This is a genomic window from Actinomyces sp. B33 (assembly GCF_028437565.1).
GTDB lineage: Bacteria > Actinomycetota > Actinomycetes > Actinomycetales > Actinomycetaceae > Pauljensenia.
Genome location: NZ_JAMRYR010000002.1, coordinates 119,073 through 140,048, shown reverse-complemented (window position 1 = coordinate 140,048; position 20,976 = coordinate 119,073). Strand labels below are relative to the sequence as shown.

The following is a 20,976-nucleotide window of genomic DNA, read 5'->3' as shown; positions in this document are numbered from 1 at the left end:
AGTGCTCGACGCCCGTCGCTCCGGCATCCTCATGCCGATCTCCTCCCTGCCCGGCCCCTGGGGGATCGGGTGCCTGTCGGCCCATGCCCGCGACTTCGTCGACTCCCTGGCCCGAGCGGGCCAATCGATCTGGCAGATCCTCCCGCTCGGGCCCACCGGGTACGCGGACTCCCCGTACTCGAGCTTCTCCACCCACGCCGGCAACCACTACTTCATCGACCTCGACCGCCTCGTCGCAGACGGGCTCCTCGACGAGGACGAGCTGCGCGGACTCGACTGGGGCGACGACCCGGCGCGCGTCGACTACGGGGCCCTCTACGCGTCGCGCAACCGCGCCCTGCGCACCGCGTTCGCGAGCGCCCCCTCCCCCGACGCCGACCCCGCCTTCGGGGAGTTCTGCGCCCGCTGCTCCCCGTGGCTCGACGACTTCGCGCTCTTCATGACGATCAAGGGCCTCCAGGGCCAGGCCCCCTGGCAGTCCTGGCCCGAGGACCTGCGCCACCGCCGACCCGACGCGATCGCCGAGATCCGCGACTCCCACGGCCACGAGATCACCTACTGGAAATGGCTCCAATGGGTCTTCGACGCCCAATGGTCCGACCTCCACTCCTACGCGCGCTCGCGCGGCATCTCCATCCTCGGCGACCTGCCGATCTACGTCGCCGCGGACTCCGCCGACGCCTGGTCCCACCCCGAACTCTTCGACCTCGACGAGCACCTGTCCCCCCGCCGCGTCGCCGGCGTCCCCCCGGACGGCTTCTCCGCCACCGGCCAGGTCTGGGGCAACCCCCTGTACGACTGGGACCGCCACCGGGACGACGGATACGCCTGGTGGGTCCAGCGGATGCGCCGCCAGCTCGAGCTCGTCGACCTCGTCCGCCTCGACCACTTCCGAGGGCTCGAGTCTTATTTCGCCATCCCCGCCGGCCACGCCACCGCCGCCGACGGGCAGTGGTGCCCCGGCCCGGGAATGGACCTCTTCGACGCCCTGCGCGAGGCCCTCGGCCCCCTGCCGCTCATCGTCGAGGACCTCGGGTACCTCACCGACGGCGTCATCGATCTGCGCGCGCGCTCCGGGTTCCCCGGGATGCAGATCCTCCAATTCGCCTTCGACTCGCGCGAGCCCTCCGACTACCGGCCCCACCGTTTCCCCCGCGACTGCGTCGTCTACACCGGCACCCACGACAACGACACCCTGCGGTCCTGGTACGGCGCTCTCGCCGCCGACGACCGCGCCGCCTCCGTCGCCTACCTCAACAACGCCCGCACCCCCGACGAGGAGATCCCCTGGGACTTCATCACGCGGGCGATGACGTCGGTGGCCAACACGTGCATCGTCCCCATGGGAGACTATCTGTGCCTGGACGGGACGGCCCGGATCAATACCCCCGCCGTCCCCGAGGGCAACTGGCAGTGGAGGATGCTCGACGGCGCCTTCACCGACGGCCTCGCCGACCGGGTCTCCCGATTGACGCGGGTCAGCGAGAGAGCACCGGCGCACCCCCGAGGAACGACATGACCGCACCAGAGGCCAAGCCCCGCCCGACGATCAAGGACATCGCCCAGGCCGCCGGCGTCGGGGTCGTCACCGTCTCGCGCGCCCTCAACGACAAGCCCGACGTCTCCGAGGCCACCCGCGCCCGCATCCTCGACCTCGCCCGGCAGATGGGCTACCGGCCCAACCGGCACGCCCGTTTCCTCAAGCTCACCCACAACCCGACGATCGCCCTGGTCATCAAGGGCATCGACAACCCGTTCTTCCAACAGATGCTCGACACGATGGAATCGATCGTTCGCGAGAGGAACCACCTCCTGACCGTCGTCAAGGTCCCCCACTGGGCCGACGAGGTCGAGGAGGCGATCACCGTCGTCGACGAGGACCTCATGGCCGGCGTGATCTTCCTCGGCGGGTCCTTCACCCACGACGCGAAGATCTTCGAGGACCTCCACGTCCCCTTCGTCATGTCGACCGTGCCGCGCCTCGACCACGTCCCCGACGGCCTGTACTCGTCGGTGTCCATCGACGACCGGCTCGAAGCGGCGCGCGCCGTGCGCCACCTCATCGACCTGGGTCACCGGCGCATCGCCGTCCTCGGCGTCCCCTCGACCGATGAGTCGATCGGGCTCCAGCGCCTCCTCGGCTACCGGCGGGCGATGGCCGACGCCGGCCTCGACGTCGACGAGGGGCTCATCCGCTCGGTCCCCCACGACCGGTCCGACCCCTACACCTACGAGCACGGCTACCGCCTCGCCCAGGCCCTCCTCTCCGAGCGCCCCGACGTCACCGCCGTCTTCGCCATCGCCGACGTCATCGCCATCGGCGCCATGCGGGCGATCCACGACGCGGGGCTGCGCATCCCCGAGGACATCTCCGTCATCGGCTTCGACGGCATCACCCTGGGGGAGTACGTCGAGCCGAGGCTGACGACCCTCGTCCAACCGCCCGACGTCATCGCCCGCCTGACCTGCCAGATCCTCTTCGACCAGATCGAGTCCGGGCCCGCCCAGCACGTCTTCATCCCCGGCTCGATCCGCGCGGGGGCCTCCACGGGGCCGGCGCGCGACGACGGCGCTCGAGGAGCTCTCCGGTGAGCTCCCCCCTGGCCCCGACCTCGCCCGTCTCCCAGGCGCTCGCGTGGATCGCCGCCCTCGTCGTCGCCAACGCCGCCGGACTCGTCCTCATGGTCCCCGTCGTCACGGCGGGGTGGGGTCTCCTCGTCGTCACGCTCGCCTGCCTGCGCCTCGTCGACTCCGACTCGACGGCCCTCCTGCCGGCGCTGCGCACGGTCCTCGCCCGGGGGCGGGCCAGCGCGCTCGTCCTCCTCGCCGAGGCGGCGCTCCTGGCCCTCCTGGCCTGGGAGTGGGCGGTCTCCGGGTCGCTGGCGCAGGACGCGGCCATGTGGGCGGCGCGCGTCGTCATCGGCTTCGTCGCCGCTCTCGTCGCGGTCGTCCACGCGTGGATCTGGCCGATGATGGCCCACCGCCTCCTCAACGGCGGCTCCGTGGCGGTCGCGGACCTGCCGGTCCTGGCCAGGGCGGCGCTCGTCGTCGGCGTCGTCAAACTCCACCGGACGGCGGCCCCCCTCATCGTCGCGGCCCTGCCCCTGGCCGTCGCCTCGGCCTCCCCCGCCTGGGCGCTGCGCGCGGGCTTCTACCTGCTCGTCCTGGGCGCGGCCCTGCCCGCCTACGTCGGCGTCGTGTCGACGCGGCCGGTCCTGGATCCGTCGAGGGCCGAGGACGACGAGGGCCGCGGCCCTGACGCAGGGGCCGCGGCCTGATCGGTCCGAGAGGGGCTCCTCAGCGGCGGTGCTCCTCCTCGTAGTCGTCCATCAGGCCGATCCGGCGCTGGTGCCGCTCGTCTTCGCTGAACGGCGTTTCGAGGAAGGCGTCGACGAGTGCGAAGCACTCCTCGACCGAGTGCTGGCGGGCTCCGACGGCGACGACGTTCGCGTTGTTGTGCTCGCGGGCCAGACGGGCCGTCGCGTCGTTCCACACGAGGGCGGCGCGCACGCCCTTGACGCGGTTGGCGGCCATCTGCTCGCCGTTGCCGGACCCCCCGATGACGACGCCGAGCGACCCGGGGTCGGCGACGACGGCCTCGGCGGCCTCGAAGCAGAAGGGCGGGTAGTCGTCGAGGCTGTCGTAGTCGTGGGCCCCGTGGTCGACGACCTCGTGCCCCTGTTCGGCCAGGTGCGCGACGATCTGCTCCTTGAGCTCGAATCCTGCGTGGTCGGTTCCGATATGGACTCGCATCGAACCCCTCCTCGGGTCGTGGTGGCAGTGAGCGCATCCAGTATGGCATCCACCACCCGGTCGGCGAGGACACGGGCTCCGGCCCCCGCCCCCGTCCCGGGGCCGGGGGCGGCGTTGGCGCGCGCGGCGGGGACGCTGGTAGAGTTGTCGCTCGTCGGCCCCGATAGCTCAGTGGATAGAGCGTTCGCCTCCGGAGCGAAAGGTCGCAGGTTCGAATCCTGTTCGGGGCGCCGGTGTGAGGTCTCGGGGTATCATCAACGGATGTCCCGAGACTTCGTTTATTTCCCGGGTGGTTGTGGGGCTTCTGCGTGTGCTCGGGGTTTTCGCGTGCCCGGCTGAAGCCGGCGAGTCGTGGCCCATCGCGTTCAAGGGACTCGGGATCGTGGCTGTCCTCGCCACCGCCTAGCGATTTCCCCGGAAAACGAAATTCTGGGCCCGTTTTCCGCAGGAAATGTTCGTTTTCGGGGGAAATCGTGGGAAGGGTGGGGCGGTGAGCGGGCTGGTGGCCGCATGGGCGCCGCATGCGCGGGGACCGAAGGCCCAGACCGGCCCCCTCAACAGCAGGTCTAGGATTATTGTCAACAATGCGAGGATCCGAGGAAGCAGCCCGCGCGGCAGAAAGGACTGCGATGACCTACCAATGGTGGTGCCTGATCCCCTTCATCGCGATGCTCGCGAGCATCGCGCTCCTGCCGATCATCCCGGCGACCTCGCACTGGTGGGAGAAGAACTCCAGTCAGCTGATCGTCGCCCTGGCCCTCGGCGTCCCCACGACGATCTGGATGTGGGCGACCGCCGGCCCCGGCTCCTTCATCGCCACCGCCGTCGAGTACATCCAGTTCATCGCCCTGCTCTTCGCCCTCTTCGTCGTCTCCGGCGGCATCCACCTCGAAGGCGACATCCAGGCCACCCCCCGCAACAACACGATCTTCCTGGCCATCGGCGGCCTCCTCGCCTCCTTCATCGGCACCACCGGAGCCGCCATGCTCCTGATCCGCCCGCTGCTGGCGACGAACAAGGAACGCGTCCACCGGGTCCACACCGTGCTCTTCACGATCTTCGTCGTCGCCAACTGCGGCGGCCTCCTCACCCCGCTCGGCGACCCGCCGCTCTTCCTCGGCTTCCTCCACGGCGTCCCCTTCACCTGGACCCTCGGCCTCGTCAAGGAATGGGCGTTCGTCCTCGTCCTCCTCCTGGCCACCTACTACTCCATCGACTCCGTGCGCTACGCCTCCGAGAACCCCGCATCCCTCATGCGCGACGACACCGAGATCACGCCCCTGCGCCTGCGCGGGGGGATGAACCTCCTCCTCTTCGGGGTCATCATCCTCGCCGTCGCCTTCATCCCCTCGTGGGACGGGGAGGCCCTCGCCGAAGGGCACGCCCACGGGGCCGGCCTGATCCCCTGGCGAGAGCTCGTCATGGCCGGCGCCGCCGGCGCCTCCTACGTCCTCGGCGACCGCGACATCCGCTTCCGCGACAACGCCTTCACCTGGGCCCCCATCGCCGAGGTCGCCACGCTCTTCATCGGCATCTTCACGACGATGGCCCCCGCCCTGCGCTACCTTGAGCAGATCGCCCCGAGCCTGCCCCTGACGCGCATGACCTTCTTCCTCTTCACCGGCGGCCTATCCTCGATCCTCGACAACGCGCCGACCTACATGACCTTCTTCGAGATGGCCAAGGCCCTGGGCGGCGCGGATCCGCTGATCGCCGGGGTCCCCGAGCACTACCTCGTCCCGATCTCCCTGGGCGCCGTCCTGTGCGGCGCGATCACCTACATCGGCAACGGGCCGAACTTCATGGTCAAGTCGGTCGCCGAAGCAGACGGCGTCGCGATGCCGAGCTTCGGGCACTACATCGCCCACGCGTTCGCCCTCCTCGTCCCGATCCTGGCCGCGATGGCCCTGATCTTCATCGCCGAGTCGACGTGGGCGCACGCGTCCGGCTGGGGCCTGACCCTCGCGCTCCTCGCGCTGGTCGGCGTCCGCCTCCTCAAGGCCCGAAAGGCCGAGGGAGTCGCGGGATTCACCGGGGAGAACTGACCCGGCCGCGCCCGCCAAGGGAGCGTCGGACCGGGAGAACGGGGCCCGCCCGGCCCCCGCCCCGACGCGTCAGTCCCGGGCGGGCGCCGAGGGCGCGTCAGTCCCGGGCGCCCTGGCGGCTGCGCCGGGAAGAAGGCGGCTCCGGCTCGGCCCACAGGCCGCGGGCGTCCAGGAGGTCGCGGACGACTCCCGGGCGGTTCGTCACGATCCCGTCCACCCCCAGGCCGATGAGCTCGACGACCTCCGCTTCCTCGTCGACCGTCCACACGTGGACGGCCAGGCCCGCCGCGTGGGCGGCGGCGACGAATCGGGCGTCGACGACGCGCAGGGCGCCCTGACGGATCGGCACCTGAACGGCGACGGCCCCCTGACGCGGGCCGGGCAGCCGCCACCGGGTCGGGGAGGTCGCGGTCTGCGCGGCGGCGACGAGGCGGGCGACGGCCGCGACCCCGAGGGACGTCGCGACCCCGCCCTCGCTCATTGCGCGCACGCGCCGCAGGCGCGACTCCGAGAAAGAGGCGATGAGGACGCGATCGGCGGCCCCATGGCGTTCGACGACCTCGAGGAGGGGCCGCTCGACGCCGAAGGCCTTCGCGTCGACGTTGAAGTACATGTCCGGGAACGCGACGAGCGCCTCCGACAGGAGCGGCATGCGCTCCCCCGTCGGCGTGCGCAGCTCGGCGAGCTCTCGCCACGTCAACTGGCCGATCCTCATATCGATCCCGAAGCACCGGGCCAGATCCGGATCGTGGCTGACGACGACCCGCCCGTCGGCGCTCAGGTGGACATCGGTCTCGATATGGCGCACCCCCAGGGCCCGCGCGGCCGCGAACGCCTCCAGGGTGTTCTCCCCGTGGCCGAGGTCTCCCCCCCGGTGGGCGAGGACGAGGGGCCCGGCCCCGTGTCGCACGAGCATCATCGGCAGCTCTCCTGCCCGATGTAGACGGCGCGGGCCTCGTCGAGCCACGCCTGCGGATCGACGGGCTTGTCCTCGGCGTCGTGGATCTCGAAGTGCAGATGCGGCCCGGTCGACCACCCGTTGTTCCCGACGGCCCCGATCCGCTGGCCGGCGGAGACCTCGTCGCCGGTCTTGACGAGGATCGCGTCCATGTACTGGTGCAGGTACATCGAGTAGAAGACGGTGCCGTCGCTCAACTGGTGCTTGATCTTGACGAAGGCGCCGGAGCGCGAGTTCTCCGAGACCTCGACGACCGAGCCCGAGTAGGTCGCGTACACGGGGGTGCCCAGCGGGGCCGACAGGTCGATGCCCTCGTGCATGAGGAGCTGGCCGGAGATCGGCGACACCCTCATCGAGAACGGGGAGGTGATCTGGAAGGCGCCCTGCTCGACGGGCCAGTAGATCGTGTCGGCCCGGACTTCGATGATCCTCGATCCGTCGGCCACCGCCGACGAGGCCGCGCAGTCGGTGAGCGTCAGCGGCGCGCGGACGCGGGCCCGGGACGCGGCCGTGGCCGACCCGGCGAGGTCCGCCTCGACGGGGGCGGCCGCGCCCGAGGCCCAGCTGGACGATCCCGCGGGTGTGCCGAGGAGACGGGCCGGCAGGGCGACCGAGGAGTCCGAGCCGACGAATCCGGAGACGGGGACGACGACCGTCGTCGTCGCCAGGGCGATGAGGACGGCGACGCGCAGCCCTCCCGAGCGACTGCGCGAGATCCTCTGAGCGCGCCGACCCGTCTGCTCGGCGGCGGCCTCGCGCTCGCGGACCTGGCGTCGGGTCGGCAGGGGGCAGGGCCTCGATTCGTCGTTCACTGCGCTCCTCGGATCGCGATCGGGCGCGTACTCGATGCGCGCCCCGTCAAATCTACCCCGGCCGCTCCCTCCCGCGCGAGGGGCTGGGCGCGATCCCGCACGGAGTCACACCGACCGGTGCGGTCGTTCAGCCCTTCTGGAGGGAGTCCCTGACCTCGCCGACGAGCTCCTCGAGGACGTCCTCGAGGAAGAGGACGCCGAGGAGGGCCCCCGCCTCGTCCTTGACGAGCGCGCAATGGGTGCCGGCGCGCTGCATGTGCCGCAGGGCCGTCTCGACCTCGTCGGTGTCCCGCACGGACTCCATTCGCCGCACGCGCCAGGGCGTCACCGGCTGGTCCCTCTCCTCTCCCTGCGCGTACAGGACGTCCTTGAGGTGGAGGTACCCGATGATCGTCGCCTCGTCGTCGACGACGGGGAATCGGGAGAACCCGGTGGCTGCGACGTGGTGCTCGAGTTCGGCGGGGGTCGTCGAGGCCGGGAGGAGGACGAGGTCATCGACGGCGACCATGGCGCTGCCGGCGGTCTCCGAGGAGAACTCGAGGGTCCCGGTCAGCAGGCCGAGGTCGTCGGAGATCGTCCCCTCGGCCTGGGACAGCTCGACGATCGAGGCGACCTCCTCGACGGTGAAGGCGGCGGCGATCTCGGACTGCGGCTCGAAGCCGGCCCTGCGGACGAACCAGTTGGCGATGCGGTCCATCGCCTCGATGATCGGGCGGATCGCCCGGCCCAGGGCGACGAGGACGGGCGCGAGGACGAGCAGCATCCGCACGGGCGTCGAGATCGAGACGTTCTTGGGGACCATCTCGCCGAAGACGACGTGCAGGTAGAGGACGATGACGAGGGCGACGGCGAATCCGACGACGTGGGCGCTGGCGGCGGGCAGGCCGGCGGAGACGAGGGGTTCCTCGACGAGGCGGGCGATGGTGGGCTCGGCGACGACGCCGAGGGTCGTCGAGGCGACGGTGACGCCGAGCTGGCAGATCGCCAGCATGAGGGAGACGTGTTCGAGGGCGTGCATCGCCTGGGCGGAGCCGCGCCTGCCCTGGGCGAGGAGCGGCTCGATCTGGGAGCGGCGCGTCGAGGTGACGGCGAATTCTCCGGCGACGAAGACGGCGTTGAGGAAGAGGAGGAGCGCGGTGATCGCTATCCCGGTCAGGGGGCTCATCGGCCGGCCTCCTCGGCGTCGGCGGCGGGCGCGTCGATGGCGATCTGGGTGATCCTGCGCCCTTGGATCTGGGCGACTTCGAGGCGCGTCCCGGCGCAGTCGACGGCGTCGCCGACGACGGGCAGGCGGCCCAGGTCGGTCATGATGAGGCCGGCGACGGTGTCGTAGGGCCCGTCGTCGGGCAGGGCGATGCCGATCCTCTCGGCGATCTCGTCGGGGCGCAGCGTCCCGGGGACGAGGAAGGCCCCGTCGGCGCGGCGCCGGATCCCCAGTCGCCTCTGGTCGTGCTCGTCGGAGACCTCGCCGACGATCTCCTCGATGACGTCCTCGAGGGTGACGATCCCCGAGACGCCGCCGTACTCGTCGACGACGACGGCCATCTGGAGGCCTTCGTCGCGCAGTTGGACCATCAGGGGCCCCAGGGGGGCCGTCTCGGGGACCTCGGGGGCCTCGGCCATGAGGGAGGAGGAGACGACGGGCACGTCGGCGCGCCGCTCGTAGGGGACGGCGACGGCGCGACGCAGGGAGACGAGGCCGATGACGTCGTCGCTGTCCTCGCCGATGACGGGGAAGCGGGAGTGCCCGGTCTCCCGGGCGAGGGCGACGACGTCGGCGGCGGTCCGGTCCTCCCCGAGGGTGTGGAGGAGCCCTCGGTCGGTCATGACGTCGGCGGCGGTCAGGGAGGAGATGCGGATCGAGTTGGTGAAGAGGGAGGCGGTCGAGGTGTCGAGGGTGCCCTCCTCAGCGCTGTGGCGGACGAGGGCGGCGAGCTCGGAGGCGGAGCGGGCCGAGGAGAGCTCCTCCTGCGGCTCGATGCCGAAACGGGCGAGGACCCAGTTCGCCGATCCGCCGAGCACGGCGATGACGGGCGAGAAGACCGTGGTGAAGGCCGTCTGGAAGGGGACGACGAGGCCGGCGGTGCGCAGCGGGTGGGCCAGGGCGAGGTTCTTGGGGACGAGTTCGCCGAAGAGCATGGAGAACGCGTTGATGACGAGGGCGGCGACGACGGCGGCGATCCCGGTGGCGAGGGCCTGGGCGAGCCCGGCGTCGTCGAGGAGCCGCGAGAGGAGCCGGGCGATCGTCGACTGGGTGGTGTAGCCCAGGAGGATCGTCGTCAAGGTGATGCCGACCTGGGCGCCGGACAGCTGGGTCGACAGGGTCTTCGTCGCCTTGAGGACCTGGGCGGCGGACTTGTCCCCGGCGTGGGCGCGCTGTTCGACGGAGGCCTGGTCGAGGGCGACGAGGCTGAACTCCGCGGAGACGAAGATGAAGGTCCCGGCGGTCAGGAGGACGCCGAGGAGGAGCATGAGGAGATCAGCGACCACAGCCGCTCCGTCGACTCGCGGCAGGGGGAGGATCGGAGGGCGTCGCGCCGCCCGTACTGTCGTCGTCCATGGTGCCCACATCCTATCGGGTTCGCCGCGCGGGCCGCGCGCCGTCGAGGGTGGGCCGACGCACACCCGGGCCCTCCGTTACCCACCCCGGACCGCACCACCCTATGGCAAGGCTCACCTCTGTTATATTCGGAATGAGTGAATGATCTATTTCATTCGTCGCCCTTCCCATCCCGTCGGCGAAAGGACCCCGATGACCGAGCACCCGCCCGTGCGCGGCGACCGTTCCGGCCCCGAGGAGGAGCGCCTCCAGGGGCACTGGCTCATGGCCAGGCTCGGCAAGCGCGTCCTGCGCCCCGGCGGCATCGAGCTCACCCGCAGGCTCATCGCCGCCGCGGCCCCCGGCGAGCACGACCGCATCGTCGAGTTCGGCCCCGGCGTCGGCCGCACCGCCGAGATCCTCCTGCGCTCCCGGCCCGCCTCGTACATCGGGGTCGATCCGAACAGCGAGCCGGCGGGCGACATGCGGGCCGTCCTCGCCGCCCACCCCCGGGCCCGCCTGCACGTCGCCGACGCCCAGGACACCGGATTGGAGGAGGCCAGCGCCGACCTGGTCGTCGGCGAGGCGATGCTGACGATGCACTCGGCCGCCGAGAAGCTGCGGATCATGCGCGAGGCCCACCGGATCCTCGCCCCCGGCGGCCGCTACGCGATCCACGAACTCGGATTCTCCCCCGACGACCTGCCCGACGCCGTCGTCGATGAGGTGTCGCGCGCCCTGTCGCGCACGATCAAGGTCGGCGCCCGGCCCCTGACGCACGCCCAGTGGCGCGCCCTCCTGGAGGAGGCCGGATTCGAGGTCGTCCACGAGGACTCCAACCCGATGCGGCTGCTCGAGCCCTCACGCCTCATCGCCGACGAAGGGCCGATGGGGGCCCTGCGGTTCCTCGCCAACGTCCGGCGCAACCCCGCCGCCCGCACACGCCTGCTCGCCATGCGCGCCGTCTTCCGGGCGAACGCCGACCATCTCCACGCCGTCGCCTACGTCGCGGTCAAGCCCCGTGACTGACACCCGGGCCACGGACCTGGGAGTCGACCGGCTCAGGCTCGTGCGCCGGGGCCTCCTCCTCGTCGACGCGCTGACCTTCAGCGTCGCCCCCGGACAGGTCCTCGGCGTCTCCGGGGCCTCGGGCGCGGGCAAGACGACCCTGCTGCGCGCCATCGCCGGACTGACAGACGACTACGGGGGAACCGTCGAGCGGCCCGACGGACCCCTCGGCATGGTCTTCCAGGAGGCCCGGCTCCTCCCATGGCTCACGGCCCACGAGAACGTCCTCCTGCCCGTGGACCGCTCTCGCGCCGACCGTTTCTTCTGGGCCGAGGAGTGGCTCGAACGGGTCGGGCTGGCGGACGCCGCCGGCCTGTACCCCCACCAGATGTCCGGCGGGATGCGCCAGCGCGTCGCCATCGCCCGCGCCCTCGCCGTCGGCCCGCGCCTCCTCCTCGTCGACGAGCCGTTCTCCGCCCTCGACAAGCCGCTGGCCGCCGCCCTGCGCGACGAGCTCATGCGCCTCGTGCGCGACCACGCGCCGACGACCGTCTGGGTCTCCCACGAGGACGGGGAGCTCGATGCAGTCTCCGACCGGCGCCTCCACCTCGACGGCCCGCCCGGGACGTGGACCCTCTCCTGATCCCGCCCGCGGGCCCCCCGACGAAAAGCACAGCACCCCTGAGAGAAAGGACCCCCATGATCCGCCGACTCCTCGCCGCCTCCGGCGCGCTCGCCCTGGGCCTGGGCCTGGCGGGCTGCTCGACCCCCGCCGACCCGGGAGCCGTCCAGTCCTCGCCCCCGGCGGCGCCCGCCGAAACGGCGCCCGCCCGCATCGACTCGATCCGCGCCTACGTCCCCCAGACGATGGCCTTCGGCGCCCCGATGGCCGGATTCGGCGCCGAGGGGCATCTCGCCGAGTTCTCCGACGACATCGAGGTGACGAACTGGGAGAACATCGAGCAGCTCAAGGCCGCCCTCATGGGCGGACAGGTCGAGGTCGCCGCCACCCCCGCCTACGTCGCCGCCAACCTGTACAACAAGGGCGTCGACATCCAGTTCGTCGGCCCCGTCGTCTGGGGGATGCTCCACGTCGTCGGCCCCGCCGACGCCCCCCAGGGCGACTGGGAGCAGCTCAGGGGCGCGAGGATCGCCGTCCCGATGCCCGGCAACATGCCCGACCTCGTCTTCCGCTATCTCCTCAAGCAGAAGGGCCTGACCCCCGACGACCTGGAGATCGTCCCCGTCGACGATTCTCAACAGGTCCTCCAGATGCTCGTCCAGGGACAGGTCGACTGGGCAGTCCTGCCCGAGCACGGCGCCACCGTCGCCGCCGCCAAGGCCAAGGAGGCCGGCATCGATCTGGCCTCGGTCATCGACTTGCAGACCGCGTGGGGCGAAGCGACCGGCGGGGAGGCGAAGTTCCCCATGGCCGGCCTCGTCATGCCCGGGGAGCTGGCGCGCTCCAACCCGGGCCTCGTCGACGCCGTCCGCGCCGAGCTGACGGCGACGATCGACAAGCTCAACGCCGGTGACGAGCAGACCCTCCAGAAGGTCGCCGACCACTACGGCCTCCCCCTGCCCATCGTCACGGCGGTCGTCCCGAAGCTGCGCCTCGACATGGTGCCCGCCGGCGAGGCGCGCGCCGCCTACGAGGACTTCCTCACCCGCATCGGCTCGGAGTCGTCGGACATCTACGGCGGCACCCTGCCCGACTCCGGCTTCTACGGGGGCTGACCGGTGGCAGGCGCAGCGCACCGCCCGCGGACGGTCATCGAGCCGGAGTCGCCCGACCCCGGCTCGCCCTCCGAGATCCCCGCGGGCGCTGCGCCGGCGACCGGGGGCGGTGCGGGCGGGGCTCTTTCGCGGCGCTCCGAGGGCCGGTGGCTCCTCGTCGGATCAGCGGCCCTTCTGCTCGCCTGGTGGGCCGGGTCCTCCGGGCGCCTCGAATACGTGTTCCCCGGGCCGGCCGCGACGGGCCGCGCCCTGTGGGAGATGGCCCTCGACCCCGGGTTCTGGTCCGCGCTGGGACTGTCCCTGTCGCGGGCCCTGGGAGGCCTGCTCCTCGCCCTGTCCGTCGGCCTGGCGTGGGGCGCGTCGCGCGGCGCCTGGCCGCGCGTGCGCGCATTCACCCAGCCGCTCCTCCAGCTCATGCTGTCGACCCCGGCGATCATCTTCGTCATCCTCGTCATGCTGTGGCTCGGTCCGACCGGCGCCGTCGTCCCCGTCGTCGTCGCCATCGTCACGTCCCCGCTCATCGCCGAGGCGACCGCGCAGGCGGTCCGCGGCATCGACCGGGATCTCGTCGAGATGGGCCGGGTCTTCGGGCTGCCCCGCAGGCGCATCGCCTGGCGCATCATCACCCCGATGGTCGTCCCCCCGATCGTCGCCGCGACAACCGTGGCCCTCGGCCAGTCGATCCGGGTGACGGTCATGGCCGAGCTGCTGGCGACGGCCTCCGGGATCGGGGGCGCGCTGCGCCTGGCCCAGATCAACATCGAGACGCCCGACGTCTTCGCCTATGCGATCGTCATGACGTCCCTGACGTACGTCCTCGAGCGCGTGCTCGTCGCCCCGATCCGCCGCCGGATGACGCCCCCGGCGTCGTCCTGACCGGCCGCGCCCCTCCTCCCCCGTCGGGGAGGCTCCCCGCGCCCACCGCCTACGATCCCCAACACTTGACCGCATCGGGTTCAAGGCCTCATCACCTGAGGTTCATCGGTCGCCCAAGTCCGACGAAATCCGCCGGCGCCTGCCTAAACTGGCCCCCATCGGGGTGAGAACGACAAGGGAGTCCGACCGTGGAAGATCCGAGCAACCCGTCCGCGCAGCAGTGGTACGTCGAGAAGATGCGAGCCGCCTACCTCGCCGACCCCTCCTCCCTCGACGACTCCTGGCGCGCCTACTTCGAGGCCTCGCAGGGAACAATCCCCTCCTCCTGCGAAGCCGAGCCGGTGCTCGCGCCGAAGACCCCTCCCGCGCCCGCCGAGCCCCCCGCGCCCCCGAAGCAGGACGCGCCCGCCCCCGCCGACGCCGACGAGGGTGCTGAGGACCCGCGCGCCGGCCTCGGCGAGGAGACCGTCACCCGCTCCGACTTGCCGCCCGCGCCCCCCTCGCGCATCGCCGAGGCCACCTCCCCCTACACCCGCCAGCGCTCCGGGCGCGCGGCCGCCGCCCTCAACGCCGACGCCCTCGACGCCGACGAGACGGTGATCCTCAAAGGGGCCGCCCGCGCCACCGCGATGAACATGGACGCCTCCCTGTCCGTCCCGACGGCCACCTCCCAGCGCCAGATCCCCGCGACCCTGCTCATCGAGAACCGCGCGATCCTCAACGCCCACCTCACCCGCACCGTCGGCGGCAAGGTCTCCTTCACCCACCTCATCGGGTACGCCCTCGTCGAGGCCCTGTGCGAGATGCCCGAGGTCAACGTCCGCTACCTGCCCGACGCCCCCAAGCCCACCGTCGAGCGCCTCGCCCACGTCGGCCTCGGACTGGCCATCGACGTCGTCTCGCCCTCCGGCGAGCGCACCCTCGCCGTCCCCGTGATCCACGAGGCCGACACCCTGACGTTCATGGAATTCGTCGACGCCTACCAGGACGTCGTCGAACGCGCCCGGCACGGGAAACTCACCACCGCCGACTACTCCGGCGCCACCTGCACCCTGACCAATCCGGGGACCCTGGGGACCACCTCCTCCGTGCCCCGCCTCATGCGCGGACAGGGGCTCATCATCGGTATCGGCGCCACCGACTACCCGGCCGGACTGCGCGGGGCCTCCCCCGCCCGCCTGGCCGCCCTCGGCGTCGGCAAAGCCATGTCGATGACCTCCACCTACGACCACCGGGTCATCCAGGGCGCCGCCTCCGGGCGCCTCCTCGACCTCATCGACCGCAAGATCTCCGGGCGCGACGGCTTCTACGAGCGGGCTTTCGCCTCCTTCCACGTCCCCGTCCGCCCCTACGCGTGGGAGTCCGACCAGGAGTACGACCCCGTGCGCGACAAGGGCAAGCCCGCCCGCATCGCCGAACTCATCCACGCCTACCGCTCGCGCGGCCACCTCGCCGCCGACACCGACCCCCTCGCCTATCGGGTCCGCCACCACCCCGACCTGGCGATCTCCAGCTACGGGCTGAGCGTGTGGGACCTCGACCGGCCCTTCCCCACCGGCGGATTCGGCGGGCACGAGACGATGCTCCTGCGCGACATCCTCACCCAGCTCCACGACACGTACACACGCAGCGTCGGCATCGAGTACATGCACATCCAGGACCCCGAGCAGCGCCAATGGGTCCAGGAGCGCATCGAGCGCCCCTACGAGGCCCCCTCCGCCGACGAGCGCCACCGGATCCTGTCCACCCTCATCCGCGCCGAGGCCTTCGAGGAGTTCCTCCAGACGAAGTTCGTCGGGCAGAAGCGCTTCTCCCTCGAGGGCGGCGAATCCCTCATCCCCCTCCTCGACGAGATCCTCGACGCCTCCGCCAGGGGCGGCATCCACGAGGTCGCCATCGGCATGGCCCACCGCGGCCGCCTCAACGTCCTGGCGAACATCGCCGGCAAGTCCTACGCGCAGATCTTCTCCGAGTTCGAGGGCGCCTACGACCCGGACATGCTCCAGGGCTCGGGCGACGTCAAGTACCACCTGGGGACGTGGGGCGTGTACTCGCCCGAGGACGGGCTGGCCACCAAGGTCTACATCGGCGCCAACCCCTCCCACCTGGAGGCCTCCGACGGGGTCCTCGAGGGCATCGTCCGCGCCAAGCAGGAGGTTCTCGGCGACCCCGACCTGCCGATCATCCCCGTCCTCATCCACGGCGACGCCGCCTTCATCGGCCAGGGCGTCGTCCAGGAGACCCTCAACCTCTCCCAGCTCCCCGGCTACCGCACCGGCGGGACGATCCACATCATCGTCAACAACCAGATCGGATTCACCACCGGCCCGGCGTCCGGGCGATCCACCCGCTACCCGACGGACCTCGCCAAGGGCCTGCAGGTCCCCATCCTCCACGTCAACGCCGACGACCCCGAGGCCGTCGTCCGCATGGCCCGCCTCGCCTGGGAGTACCGCACCCGCTTCCACAAGGACGTCATCATCGACATGGTGTGCTACCGCAGGCGCGGCCACAACGAGGGCGACGACCCGTCGATGACCCAGCCCGTCATGTACTCCCTCATCGACCGGATCCCCTCGACCCGCGCCGTCTACACGCGCAACCTCGTCGGACGCGGCCAGTTGACCGAGGAGGACGCGGCCGCCTCCATCGCCTCCTACGAGGCCGAGCTCAGCCGCATCCTGTCCCAGACGCGCGAGAACGGCTGGCGGTCCGCCGACCCCTACTCGCCCGACTCCGCCGGCCCCACCCAGTGGTCGATCCCCGAAGCCCAACTGCCCGGCCAGGGGATGATGATCGGATGGGACTCCGCCGCCACCCCCGACCAGATCGAGAGGGTCGGCCGCGCCCACGTCGCCTTCCCCCCCGGCTTCACCCCGCACCCGAAGATCCGCGCCCTGTGCGAGCGCCGCCTCGAGATGGCGCTCGGCTCGCGCCCGATCGACTGGGGCTTCGGGGAGGTCCTCGCCCTGGGCACCCTCCTCCTCGAGGGGACCCCGGTGCGCCTGTCCGGCGAGGACTCGCGGCGCGCGACCTTCGTCCAGCGCCACGCCGTCCTCCACGACCACGCCGACGGGCGCGAGTTCACGCCGCTGAGCTTCCTCACCCCCCACCAGGGCGCCTTCGGCGTCTACGACTCGCCGCTGTCGGAGTACGCGGTCCTCGCCTTCGACTACGGCTACTCCGTCGAACGGCCCGACGCGCTGACGATCTGGGAGGCCCAGTTCGGCGACTTCGCCAACGGGGCCCAGACCGTCATCGACGAGTTCATCGTGTCCGCCGAGCAGAAGTGGGGCCAGCGCTCCTCCCTCGTCATGCTCCTGCCCCACGGCTACGAGGGGCAGGGCCCCGACCACTCGTCGGCCCGCATCGAGCGGTACCTCCAGCTCGCCGCCGAGGACAACCTGTGGATCGTCCAGCCGTCGACGCCGGCCAACCACTTCCACATGCTGCGCACCCAGGCGTACGCGCGCCCCCGGCGCCCCCTCATCGCCTTCACCCCCAAGCAGCTCCTGCGCCTGTCGGCGGCGACCTCCTCCCTCGACGAGTTCACCTCCGGCGCCTTCCGCCCCGTCATCGGCGAGCACGAGCGCCGCGTCGAGGCGGCGTCCGTCACCCGGGTGCTCCTGTGCTCGGGGCGCGTCTACTACGACCTCGTCCGCGAGCGCTCCGAGCGGGCCGACTGGTCGACGGCGATCCTGCGCGTCGAGCAGCTCTACCCGTTGGCGGCCGACGCGGTGGCCGCCGAGCTGTCCGCCTACGGCGACGCCGAGGTCGTGTGGGTCCAGGACGAGCCCCGCAATCAGGGGGCCTGGCCGTTCTTCGCCCTCAACCTGTTCCCGCTCCTGGACCGGCAGGTGCGCCTCGTGTCTCGCCCGGAGTCGGCGACGACGGCGACGGGGCGGGCGTCGGATCACGCCGCCCAGGCGCGCCTCCTCATCGCCGAGGCCTTCGGGGACTGACGCCCGCCGACGTGTCGGCGGGCGCGGGCGTCGGCTTCGGGGGATCATGGGGGTGTTGCGCGCGAATGGAGACGAGATGCGGATCTGCGTCATCGGCGACGAGCTGACGGCCGGCACCGGGGATCCCCGGGGATTGGGGTGGGTCGGCCGGGTCGTCGCCCACAGCGTCTTCGAGGAGACGACGAATGTCATGACGCTGCCGGTCCCCGGCGAGACGACGCGGGACATGTCGGCACGCTGGGAGTCCGAGGCTGTTCTGCGCCTGGGCTCCTCGGGGACTCGGGGACTCGTCGTCGCGGTCGGCGCGGCGGATGTTCCCGCCGGCGTGTCGTCGCCCCGCTCGCGCCTCAATCTGGCGAATATCACGGATCGGGCGGCCGCCCTGGGGATCCCGTGCTTCGTCGTCGGCCCGCCGCCCCTGGCGGGGGTCGATCAGGGGGCGCTCAGGGCCCTGTCGGCGTCGTGCGCCCAGGTGTGCGAGCGCCGGGGGCTGCCCTTCGTCGACGTGTTCACCCCGTTGGTCGCCCACGACCAGTGGTTCGAGGACATGGCGGCGTCGCGGGCGCGCACGGAGTCGGGGATGACGCTGCCGGGCCAGTCGGGCTACGCGCTCATGGCGTGGCTCGTCCTCCATCAGGGCTGGCACGAGTGGACGGGGGCCGAGCCGCGCGGCTGACCCCCGTCCCCCCCCGTCCGGGCGCTCCCGTCAGACCCGCCGGGGGCCTCCGACGAGGGCGAGCGCGCCCCAGCACGCGACGGCGGAGACGGCCGTTCCCGCCAGGACGGGGGCGACGCCCGCCCAGTCGAGGGTGCCGGCGTCGCTCAGGGCGGACGACCCGAGGGTGAGGGCCTGGGTGAGCAGCGACGGCGGCCAGACGCGGACGATGAGCGCCCCCTTGCCGAGGACTCCGATCCCGATGACCGCGCCGACGAGGCCGACGGCCGGGGAGGCGATGAACGCCGGCAGACGCGAGGCGACGGCGGACTGGAGGGCGATCAAGGGCAGGGCGGCGACGAGGGCGATGGCGTTCGCGCTGACGAAGGCGGGGGGCATCGTCCCCTCGACGTCGAAGACGAAGGTCCCACAGATCCAGGTCAGCACGGTGAAGACGGTTTGCGCGAGGGCCAGGGGCATGGCGATGACGAGGGTCTTGGCGGTGACGAGCGCCCAGCGCGGGTGCCCGGAGGAGGCGACGAGGTTCCACGAGGTCGTCCGGTGCTCGGGCCGCCACACGGAGGCGGCGATGAGGCTGACCGTCAGGGTGGCGAAGACGAGGCCGTAGAAGAGCGTGACCTGGCTCGTGTAGTCCTCCCACGTCGGGTCCAGGGATCCGCCGGGGCCGGAGTTGCCGGAGTAGTTGATCGCGCCGGTGAGGACGGCGGCCGCGGGGATGAGGGCGGCGAGGAGCCAGGCCGGGCTGCGTCGCAGCTTGATGAGCTCGGCGCCGATGAGGGCGAAGGGCCGGGGCGCGGGTCGGGATGCGGGGGTCATGCGGTCACCTGCTTGCGGTCGAATCGGGCGCAGGCGACGGCGAAGACGACTGCGCACAGGAGGAGGTAGCCGGCGATCCACGCCCAGTCGGGGTCGACGAGGACGATCGACCCGTCGCCGGACGGGCTCATCGAGGTCCGCGAGATCATCGCCCAGTAGCCCCAGGGCAGGAGGCGGGCGACGGCGGAGGGGAAGAGGAACATGTAGAAGGCGGCGAGGGAGCCGATGAAGCCGATGCCGACGCATACGACCTGGTTGTCGACGGCGCCGGCCAGCAGGACGTGGAGGGCCGCGAGCGCCAGGTCGACGGCGATGAGGGTCGCCGTGTACCCGGCCCACAGGCCCGCGTCGAGGGGCTGGGAGCACCCCAGGGCCTTGACGAGGCCGACGAACACGAGGCTCTGGGCCGTGACGGCCGAGGCGAGGAGCAGGGCGAGGATCGTCAACTTGATCCGCATCAGCCGTCCGGCGCCGACCCCCTGGGTGGCGTGGAGCGTCCATCCGCGCCCGGCGTGCTCGACGTCGACGAGGCGCGAGGAGACGAAGGCGATGAGGATCGGGGAGATCAGGCCGTTGATGATCGTGTAGCCCATGAGGAGGCTGAGCCATATCCCGGGGTCGTCGAGGCGGGCCCGGTCGGAGGCTCGCAGCGGCAGGGTGAGCAGGTAGATGACGCCGACGCACACGACGACGATCAGGGGCAGGTGGAGGCGCCGGGTCTTGGCGGCCTCGGCGCGCAGGAGGGTCGCGGTCGAGGGGACGGGCGTCGTCGGCGCTCTCATCGCAGTCCCCCCTCCTGGCCGGTGAGGTCCATGAAGACCTCTTCGAGGCTGCGCCCGGCGCGCCGGGCCTCGTACACGTCGACGCCGGCGGCGGCCAGTCGGCGGACGAGCTCGGCGCCGGCCTCCCGCGTGAGGTCGGCGAGCCGCACGCCCTCGTCGTCGGGCAGGACGCGCGCGCCCAGGCCGGCGAGGGTCGCGGGGTCGGCGACGACGCGCGGGTCGGAGGAGACGACGACGAGGTCGGGCACGGAGCGGGACATGAGCTCGGCGCGGGTGCCCTGGAAGACGAGGCGCCCGGCGGAGAGGATGCCCAGGACGCTGCAGGTCCGGTCGATTTCGTCGAGGAGGTGGCTCGACACCATGATCGTCACGCCCTCGGAGGCCAGGGACCGCATGAGGGCCCGCATGTCCTCGATGCCGGCGGGGTCGAGGCCGTTGGTCGGCTCGTCGAGGACGAGGAGATCGGGCCGGTGGGCGAGGGCCATGGCGATGCCCAGGCGCTGCTTCATGCCCAGCGAGTAGGCCTTGACGAGCTTGCGGCGGTGACCGGTCAGGCCGACGAGGTCGAGGGCGCGGTCGGCGTCGGCGTTCGTCAGGCCGCGCAGGCGCTGGACGATCCTCAGGTTCTCCTCGCCGGTGAGGTGCCCGTAGCCGGGGGGCTGTTCGATCATCGAGCCGGTTCTGGCCATGAGGGCCGGCAGGGAGCGCCGGTCGACGCGCCTGCCGAAGGCCTCGACATGACCGGAGGTGGCGTCGAGGAGGCCGAGGATCATCTTCATCGTCGTCGACTTGCCGGACCCGTTGGGGCCGATGAAGCCGTAGATGGCTCCCCGGGGGATCGTCAGGTTGAGGGAGTCGACGACTCTCGTCGGCCCGAAGGCCTTCGTCAGTTCGTGGGTGGACAGGGCGGGGGCGCCGGGCGCCGGTGCTGCATCGTGTTCGTTCATGGCCTCGATCCAACGCCGTGCGGCGCCCGCGGGCATCGGACGACGGGCTGATCCTGCGAACGTCG

General features: G+C 71.7%; 18 protein-coding genes and 1 tRNA gene. 11 read left to right on the top strand and 8 right to left on the bottom strand.

The window, feature by feature from the left end:
* The first annotated feature begins 1 nt into the window (after position 1).
* From malQ to M3T53_RS03110, 3 genes are read left to right on the top strand one after another with little or no spacing between them, the layout of a single operon-like run.
* Complete coding sequence (gene malQ, locus M3T53_RS03120) at positions 2-1,519, top strand: 4-alpha-glucanotransferase (RefSeq protein ID WP_272432997.1); 1,518 nt, start codon at positions 2-4, stop codon at positions 1,517-1,519.
* Positions 1,516-2,592: a LacI family DNA-binding transcriptional regulator gene (locus M3T53_RS03115; RefSeq protein ID WP_272432996.1), complete on the top strand. Its 1,077-nt coding sequence runs from the start codon at positions 1,516-1,518 to the stop codon at positions 2,590-2,592. Before malQ ends, M3T53_RS03115 begins: the two co-directional genes overlap by 4 nt.
* On the top strand, positions 2,589-3,278 hold the full coding sequence (locus M3T53_RS03110) for a hypothetical protein (protein ID WP_272432995.1): 690 nt from the start codon (positions 2,589-2,591) through the stop codon (positions 3,276-3,278). Before M3T53_RS03115 ends, M3T53_RS03110 begins: the two co-directional genes overlap by 4 nt.
* 19 nt (positions 3,279-3,297) lie before the next feature.
* Here the strand turns inward: M3T53_RS03110 and M3T53_RS03105 are convergent, their stop codons facing one another.
* Positions 3,298-3,753: a ribose-5-phosphate isomerase gene (locus M3T53_RS03105; RefSeq protein ID WP_272432994.1), complete on the bottom strand. Its 456-nt coding sequence runs from the start codon at positions 3,751-3,753 to the stop codon at positions 3,298-3,300.
* Positions 3,754-3,910: 157 nt separating this feature from the next.
* Between M3T53_RS03105 and M3T53_RS03100 the strand changes: the two genes are divergently transcribed.
* A tRNA-Arg gene (locus M3T53_RS03100) sits at positions 3,911-3,983 on the top strand.
* A 399-nt stretch (positions 3,984-4,382) separates the two neighbouring features.
* Positions 4,383-5,798: a sodium:proton antiporter gene (locus M3T53_RS03095; protein WP_272432993.1), complete on the top strand. Its 1,416-nt coding sequence runs from the start codon at positions 4,383-4,385 to the stop codon at positions 5,796-5,798.
* A gap of 97 nt (positions 5,799-5,895) precedes the next feature.
* Here M3T53_RS03095 and M3T53_RS03090 read toward each other — a convergent pair whose 3' ends face one another.
* From M3T53_RS03090 to M3T53_RS03075, 4 genes are all read right to left on the bottom strand, one after another.
* Complete coding sequence (locus M3T53_RS03090; RefSeq protein ID WP_272432992.1) at positions 5,896-6,717, bottom strand: glycerophosphodiester phosphodiesterase family protein; 822 nt, start codon at positions 6,715-6,717, stop codon at positions 5,896-5,898.
* Positions 6,714-7,568 carry a M23 family metallopeptidase gene (locus M3T53_RS03085; protein ID WP_272432991.1) on the bottom strand — a complete coding sequence of 285 codons (855 nt, stop codon included), beginning with the start codon at positions 7,566-7,568 and terminating at the stop codon, positions 6,714-6,716. Before M3T53_RS03085 ends, M3T53_RS03090 begins: the two co-directional genes overlap by 4 nt.
* A 127-nt stretch (positions 7,569-7,695) precedes the next feature.
* Positions 7,696-8,733 carry a hemolysin family protein gene (locus M3T53_RS03080; RefSeq protein WP_272432990.1) on the bottom strand — a complete coding sequence of 346 codons (1,038 nt, stop codon included), beginning with the start codon at positions 8,731-8,733 and terminating at the stop codon, positions 7,696-7,698.
* Positions 8,730-10,040 (bottom strand): hemolysin family protein, encoded by a 1,311-nt coding sequence (locus M3T53_RS03075; protein ID WP_272433294.1) that lies wholly within the window; start codon positions 10,038-10,040, stop codon positions 8,730-8,732. The genes M3T53_RS03080 and M3T53_RS03075 overlap by 4 nt, the downstream gene beginning before the upstream one ends.
* Before the next feature lie 280 nt (positions 10,041-10,320).
* On the opposite strand from M3T53_RS03075, the gene M3T53_RS03070 reads away from it, so the two are divergent.
* The 6 genes from M3T53_RS03070 (at position 10,321) to M3T53_RS03045 (ending at position 18,366) form a co-directional block, all read left to right on the top strand.
* Positions 10,321-11,136, top strand: coding sequence for a class I SAM-dependent methyltransferase (locus M3T53_RS03070; RefSeq protein WP_272432989.1), 816 nt, complete (start codon positions 10,321-10,323; stop codon positions 11,134-11,136).
* Positions 11,129-11,758 carry an ABC transporter ATP-binding protein gene (locus tag M3T53_RS03065; RefSeq protein WP_272432988.1) on the top strand — a complete coding sequence of 210 codons (630 nt, stop codon included), beginning with the start codon at positions 11,129-11,131 and terminating at the stop codon, positions 11,756-11,758. Before M3T53_RS03070 ends, M3T53_RS03065 begins: the two co-directional genes overlap by 8 nt.
* Positions 11,759-11,814: 56 nt before the next feature.
* A complete protein-coding gene (locus M3T53_RS03060; RefSeq protein WP_272432987.1) occupies positions 11,815-12,852 on the top strand; it encodes an ABC transporter substrate-binding protein in 1,038 nt (345 codons plus the stop codon).
* Between the two features lie 3 nt (positions 12,853-12,855).
* Positions 12,856-13,728 (top strand): ABC transporter permease, encoded by an 873-nt coding sequence (locus tag M3T53_RS03055; protein ID WP_272432985.1) that lies wholly within the window; start codon positions 12,856-12,858, stop codon positions 13,726-13,728.
* 188 nt (positions 13,729-13,916) lie between these two features.
* Positions 13,917-17,690 carry a multifunctional oxoglutarate decarboxylase/oxoglutarate dehydrogenase thiamine pyrophosphate-binding subunit/dihydrolipoyllysine-residue succinyltransferase subunit gene (locus M3T53_RS03050; protein ID WP_272432984.1) on the top strand — a complete coding sequence of 1,258 codons (3,774 nt, stop codon included), beginning with the start codon at positions 13,917-13,919 and terminating at the stop codon, positions 17,688-17,690.
* Positions 17,691-17,766: 76 nt separating this feature from the next.
* Positions 17,767-18,366 carry a GDSL-type esterase/lipase family protein gene (locus tag M3T53_RS03045; protein WP_272433293.1) on the top strand — a complete coding sequence of 200 codons (600 nt, stop codon included), beginning with the start codon at positions 17,767-17,769 and terminating at the stop codon, positions 18,364-18,366.
* Positions 18,367-18,396: 30 nt separating this feature from the next.
* Here the strand turns inward: M3T53_RS03045 and M3T53_RS03040 are convergent, their stop codons facing one another.
* The 3 genes from M3T53_RS03040 to M3T53_RS03030 are packed head-to-tail and all read right to left on the bottom strand — an operon-like array spanning position 18,397 to position 20,911.
* Positions 18,397-19,182, bottom strand: a complete 786-nt coding sequence (locus M3T53_RS03040; RefSeq protein WP_272432983.1) for an ABC transporter permease — start codon at positions 19,180-19,182, stop codon at positions 18,397-18,399.
* Positions 19,179-19,964 carry an ABC transporter permease gene (locus M3T53_RS03035; protein ID WP_272432982.1) on the bottom strand — a complete coding sequence of 262 codons (786 nt, stop codon included), beginning with the start codon at positions 19,962-19,964 and terminating at the stop codon, positions 19,179-19,181. The genes M3T53_RS03040 and M3T53_RS03035 overlap by 4 nt, the downstream gene beginning before the upstream one ends.
* Entirely contained in the window at positions 19,961-20,911 is a 951-nt protein-coding gene (locus tag M3T53_RS03030) for an ABC transporter ATP-binding protein (protein WP_272432981.1), read from the bottom strand. Before M3T53_RS03030 ends, M3T53_RS03035 begins: the two co-directional genes overlap by 4 nt.
* Positions 20,912-20,976: the final 65 nt, after the last annotated feature.

Bases quoted from the DNA above. Each gene is read 5' to 3' on its own strand.
- M3T53_RS03105 (WP_272432994.1), bottom strand. From the start codon at position 3,753: ATGCGAGTCCATATCGGAACCGACCACGCAGGATTCGAGCTCAAGGAG.
- M3T53_RS03060 (WP_272432987.1), top strand. From the start codon at position 11,815: ATGATCCGCCGACTCCTCGCCGCCTCCGGCGCGCTCGCCCTGGGCCTG.
- M3T53_RS03040 (WP_272432983.1), bottom strand. From the start codon at position 19,182: ATGACCCCCGCATCCCGACCCGCGCCCCGGCCCTTCGCCCTCATCGGC.
- M3T53_RS03030 (WP_272432981.1), bottom strand. From the start codon at position 20,911: ATGAACGAACACGATGCAGCACCGGCGCCCGGCGCCCCCGCCCTGTCC.
- M3T53_RS03070 (WP_272432989.1), top strand. From the start codon at position 10,321: ATGACCGAGCACCCGCCCGTGCGCGGCGACCGTTCCGGCCCCGAGGAG.
- M3T53_RS03090 (WP_272432992.1), bottom strand. From the start codon at position 6,717: ATGATGCTCGTGCGACACGGGGCCGGGCCCCTCGTCCTCGCCCACCGG.
- M3T53_RS03045 (WP_272433293.1), top strand. From the start codon at position 17,767: ATGCGGATCTGCGTCATCGGCGACGAGCTGACGGCCGGCACCGGGGAT.
- M3T53_RS03080 (WP_272432990.1), bottom strand. From the start codon at position 8,733: ATGAGCCCCCTGACCGGGATAGCGATCACCGCGCTCCTCCTCTTCCTC.
- M3T53_RS03115 (WP_272432996.1), top strand. From the start codon at position 1,516: ATGACCGCACCAGAGGCCAAGCCCCGCCCGACGATCAAGGACATCGCC.
- M3T53_RS03035 (WP_272432982.1), bottom strand. From the start codon at position 19,964: ATGAGAGCGCCGACGACGCCCGTCCCCTCGACCGCGACCCTCCTGCGC.
- M3T53_RS03075 (WP_272433294.1), bottom strand. From the start codon at position 10,040: ATGCTCCTCCTCGGCGTCCTCCTGACCGCCGGGACCTTCATCTTCGTC.
- M3T53_RS03095 (WP_272432993.1), top strand. From the start codon at position 4,383: ATGACCTACCAATGGTGGTGCCTGATCCCCTTCATCGCGATGCTCGCG.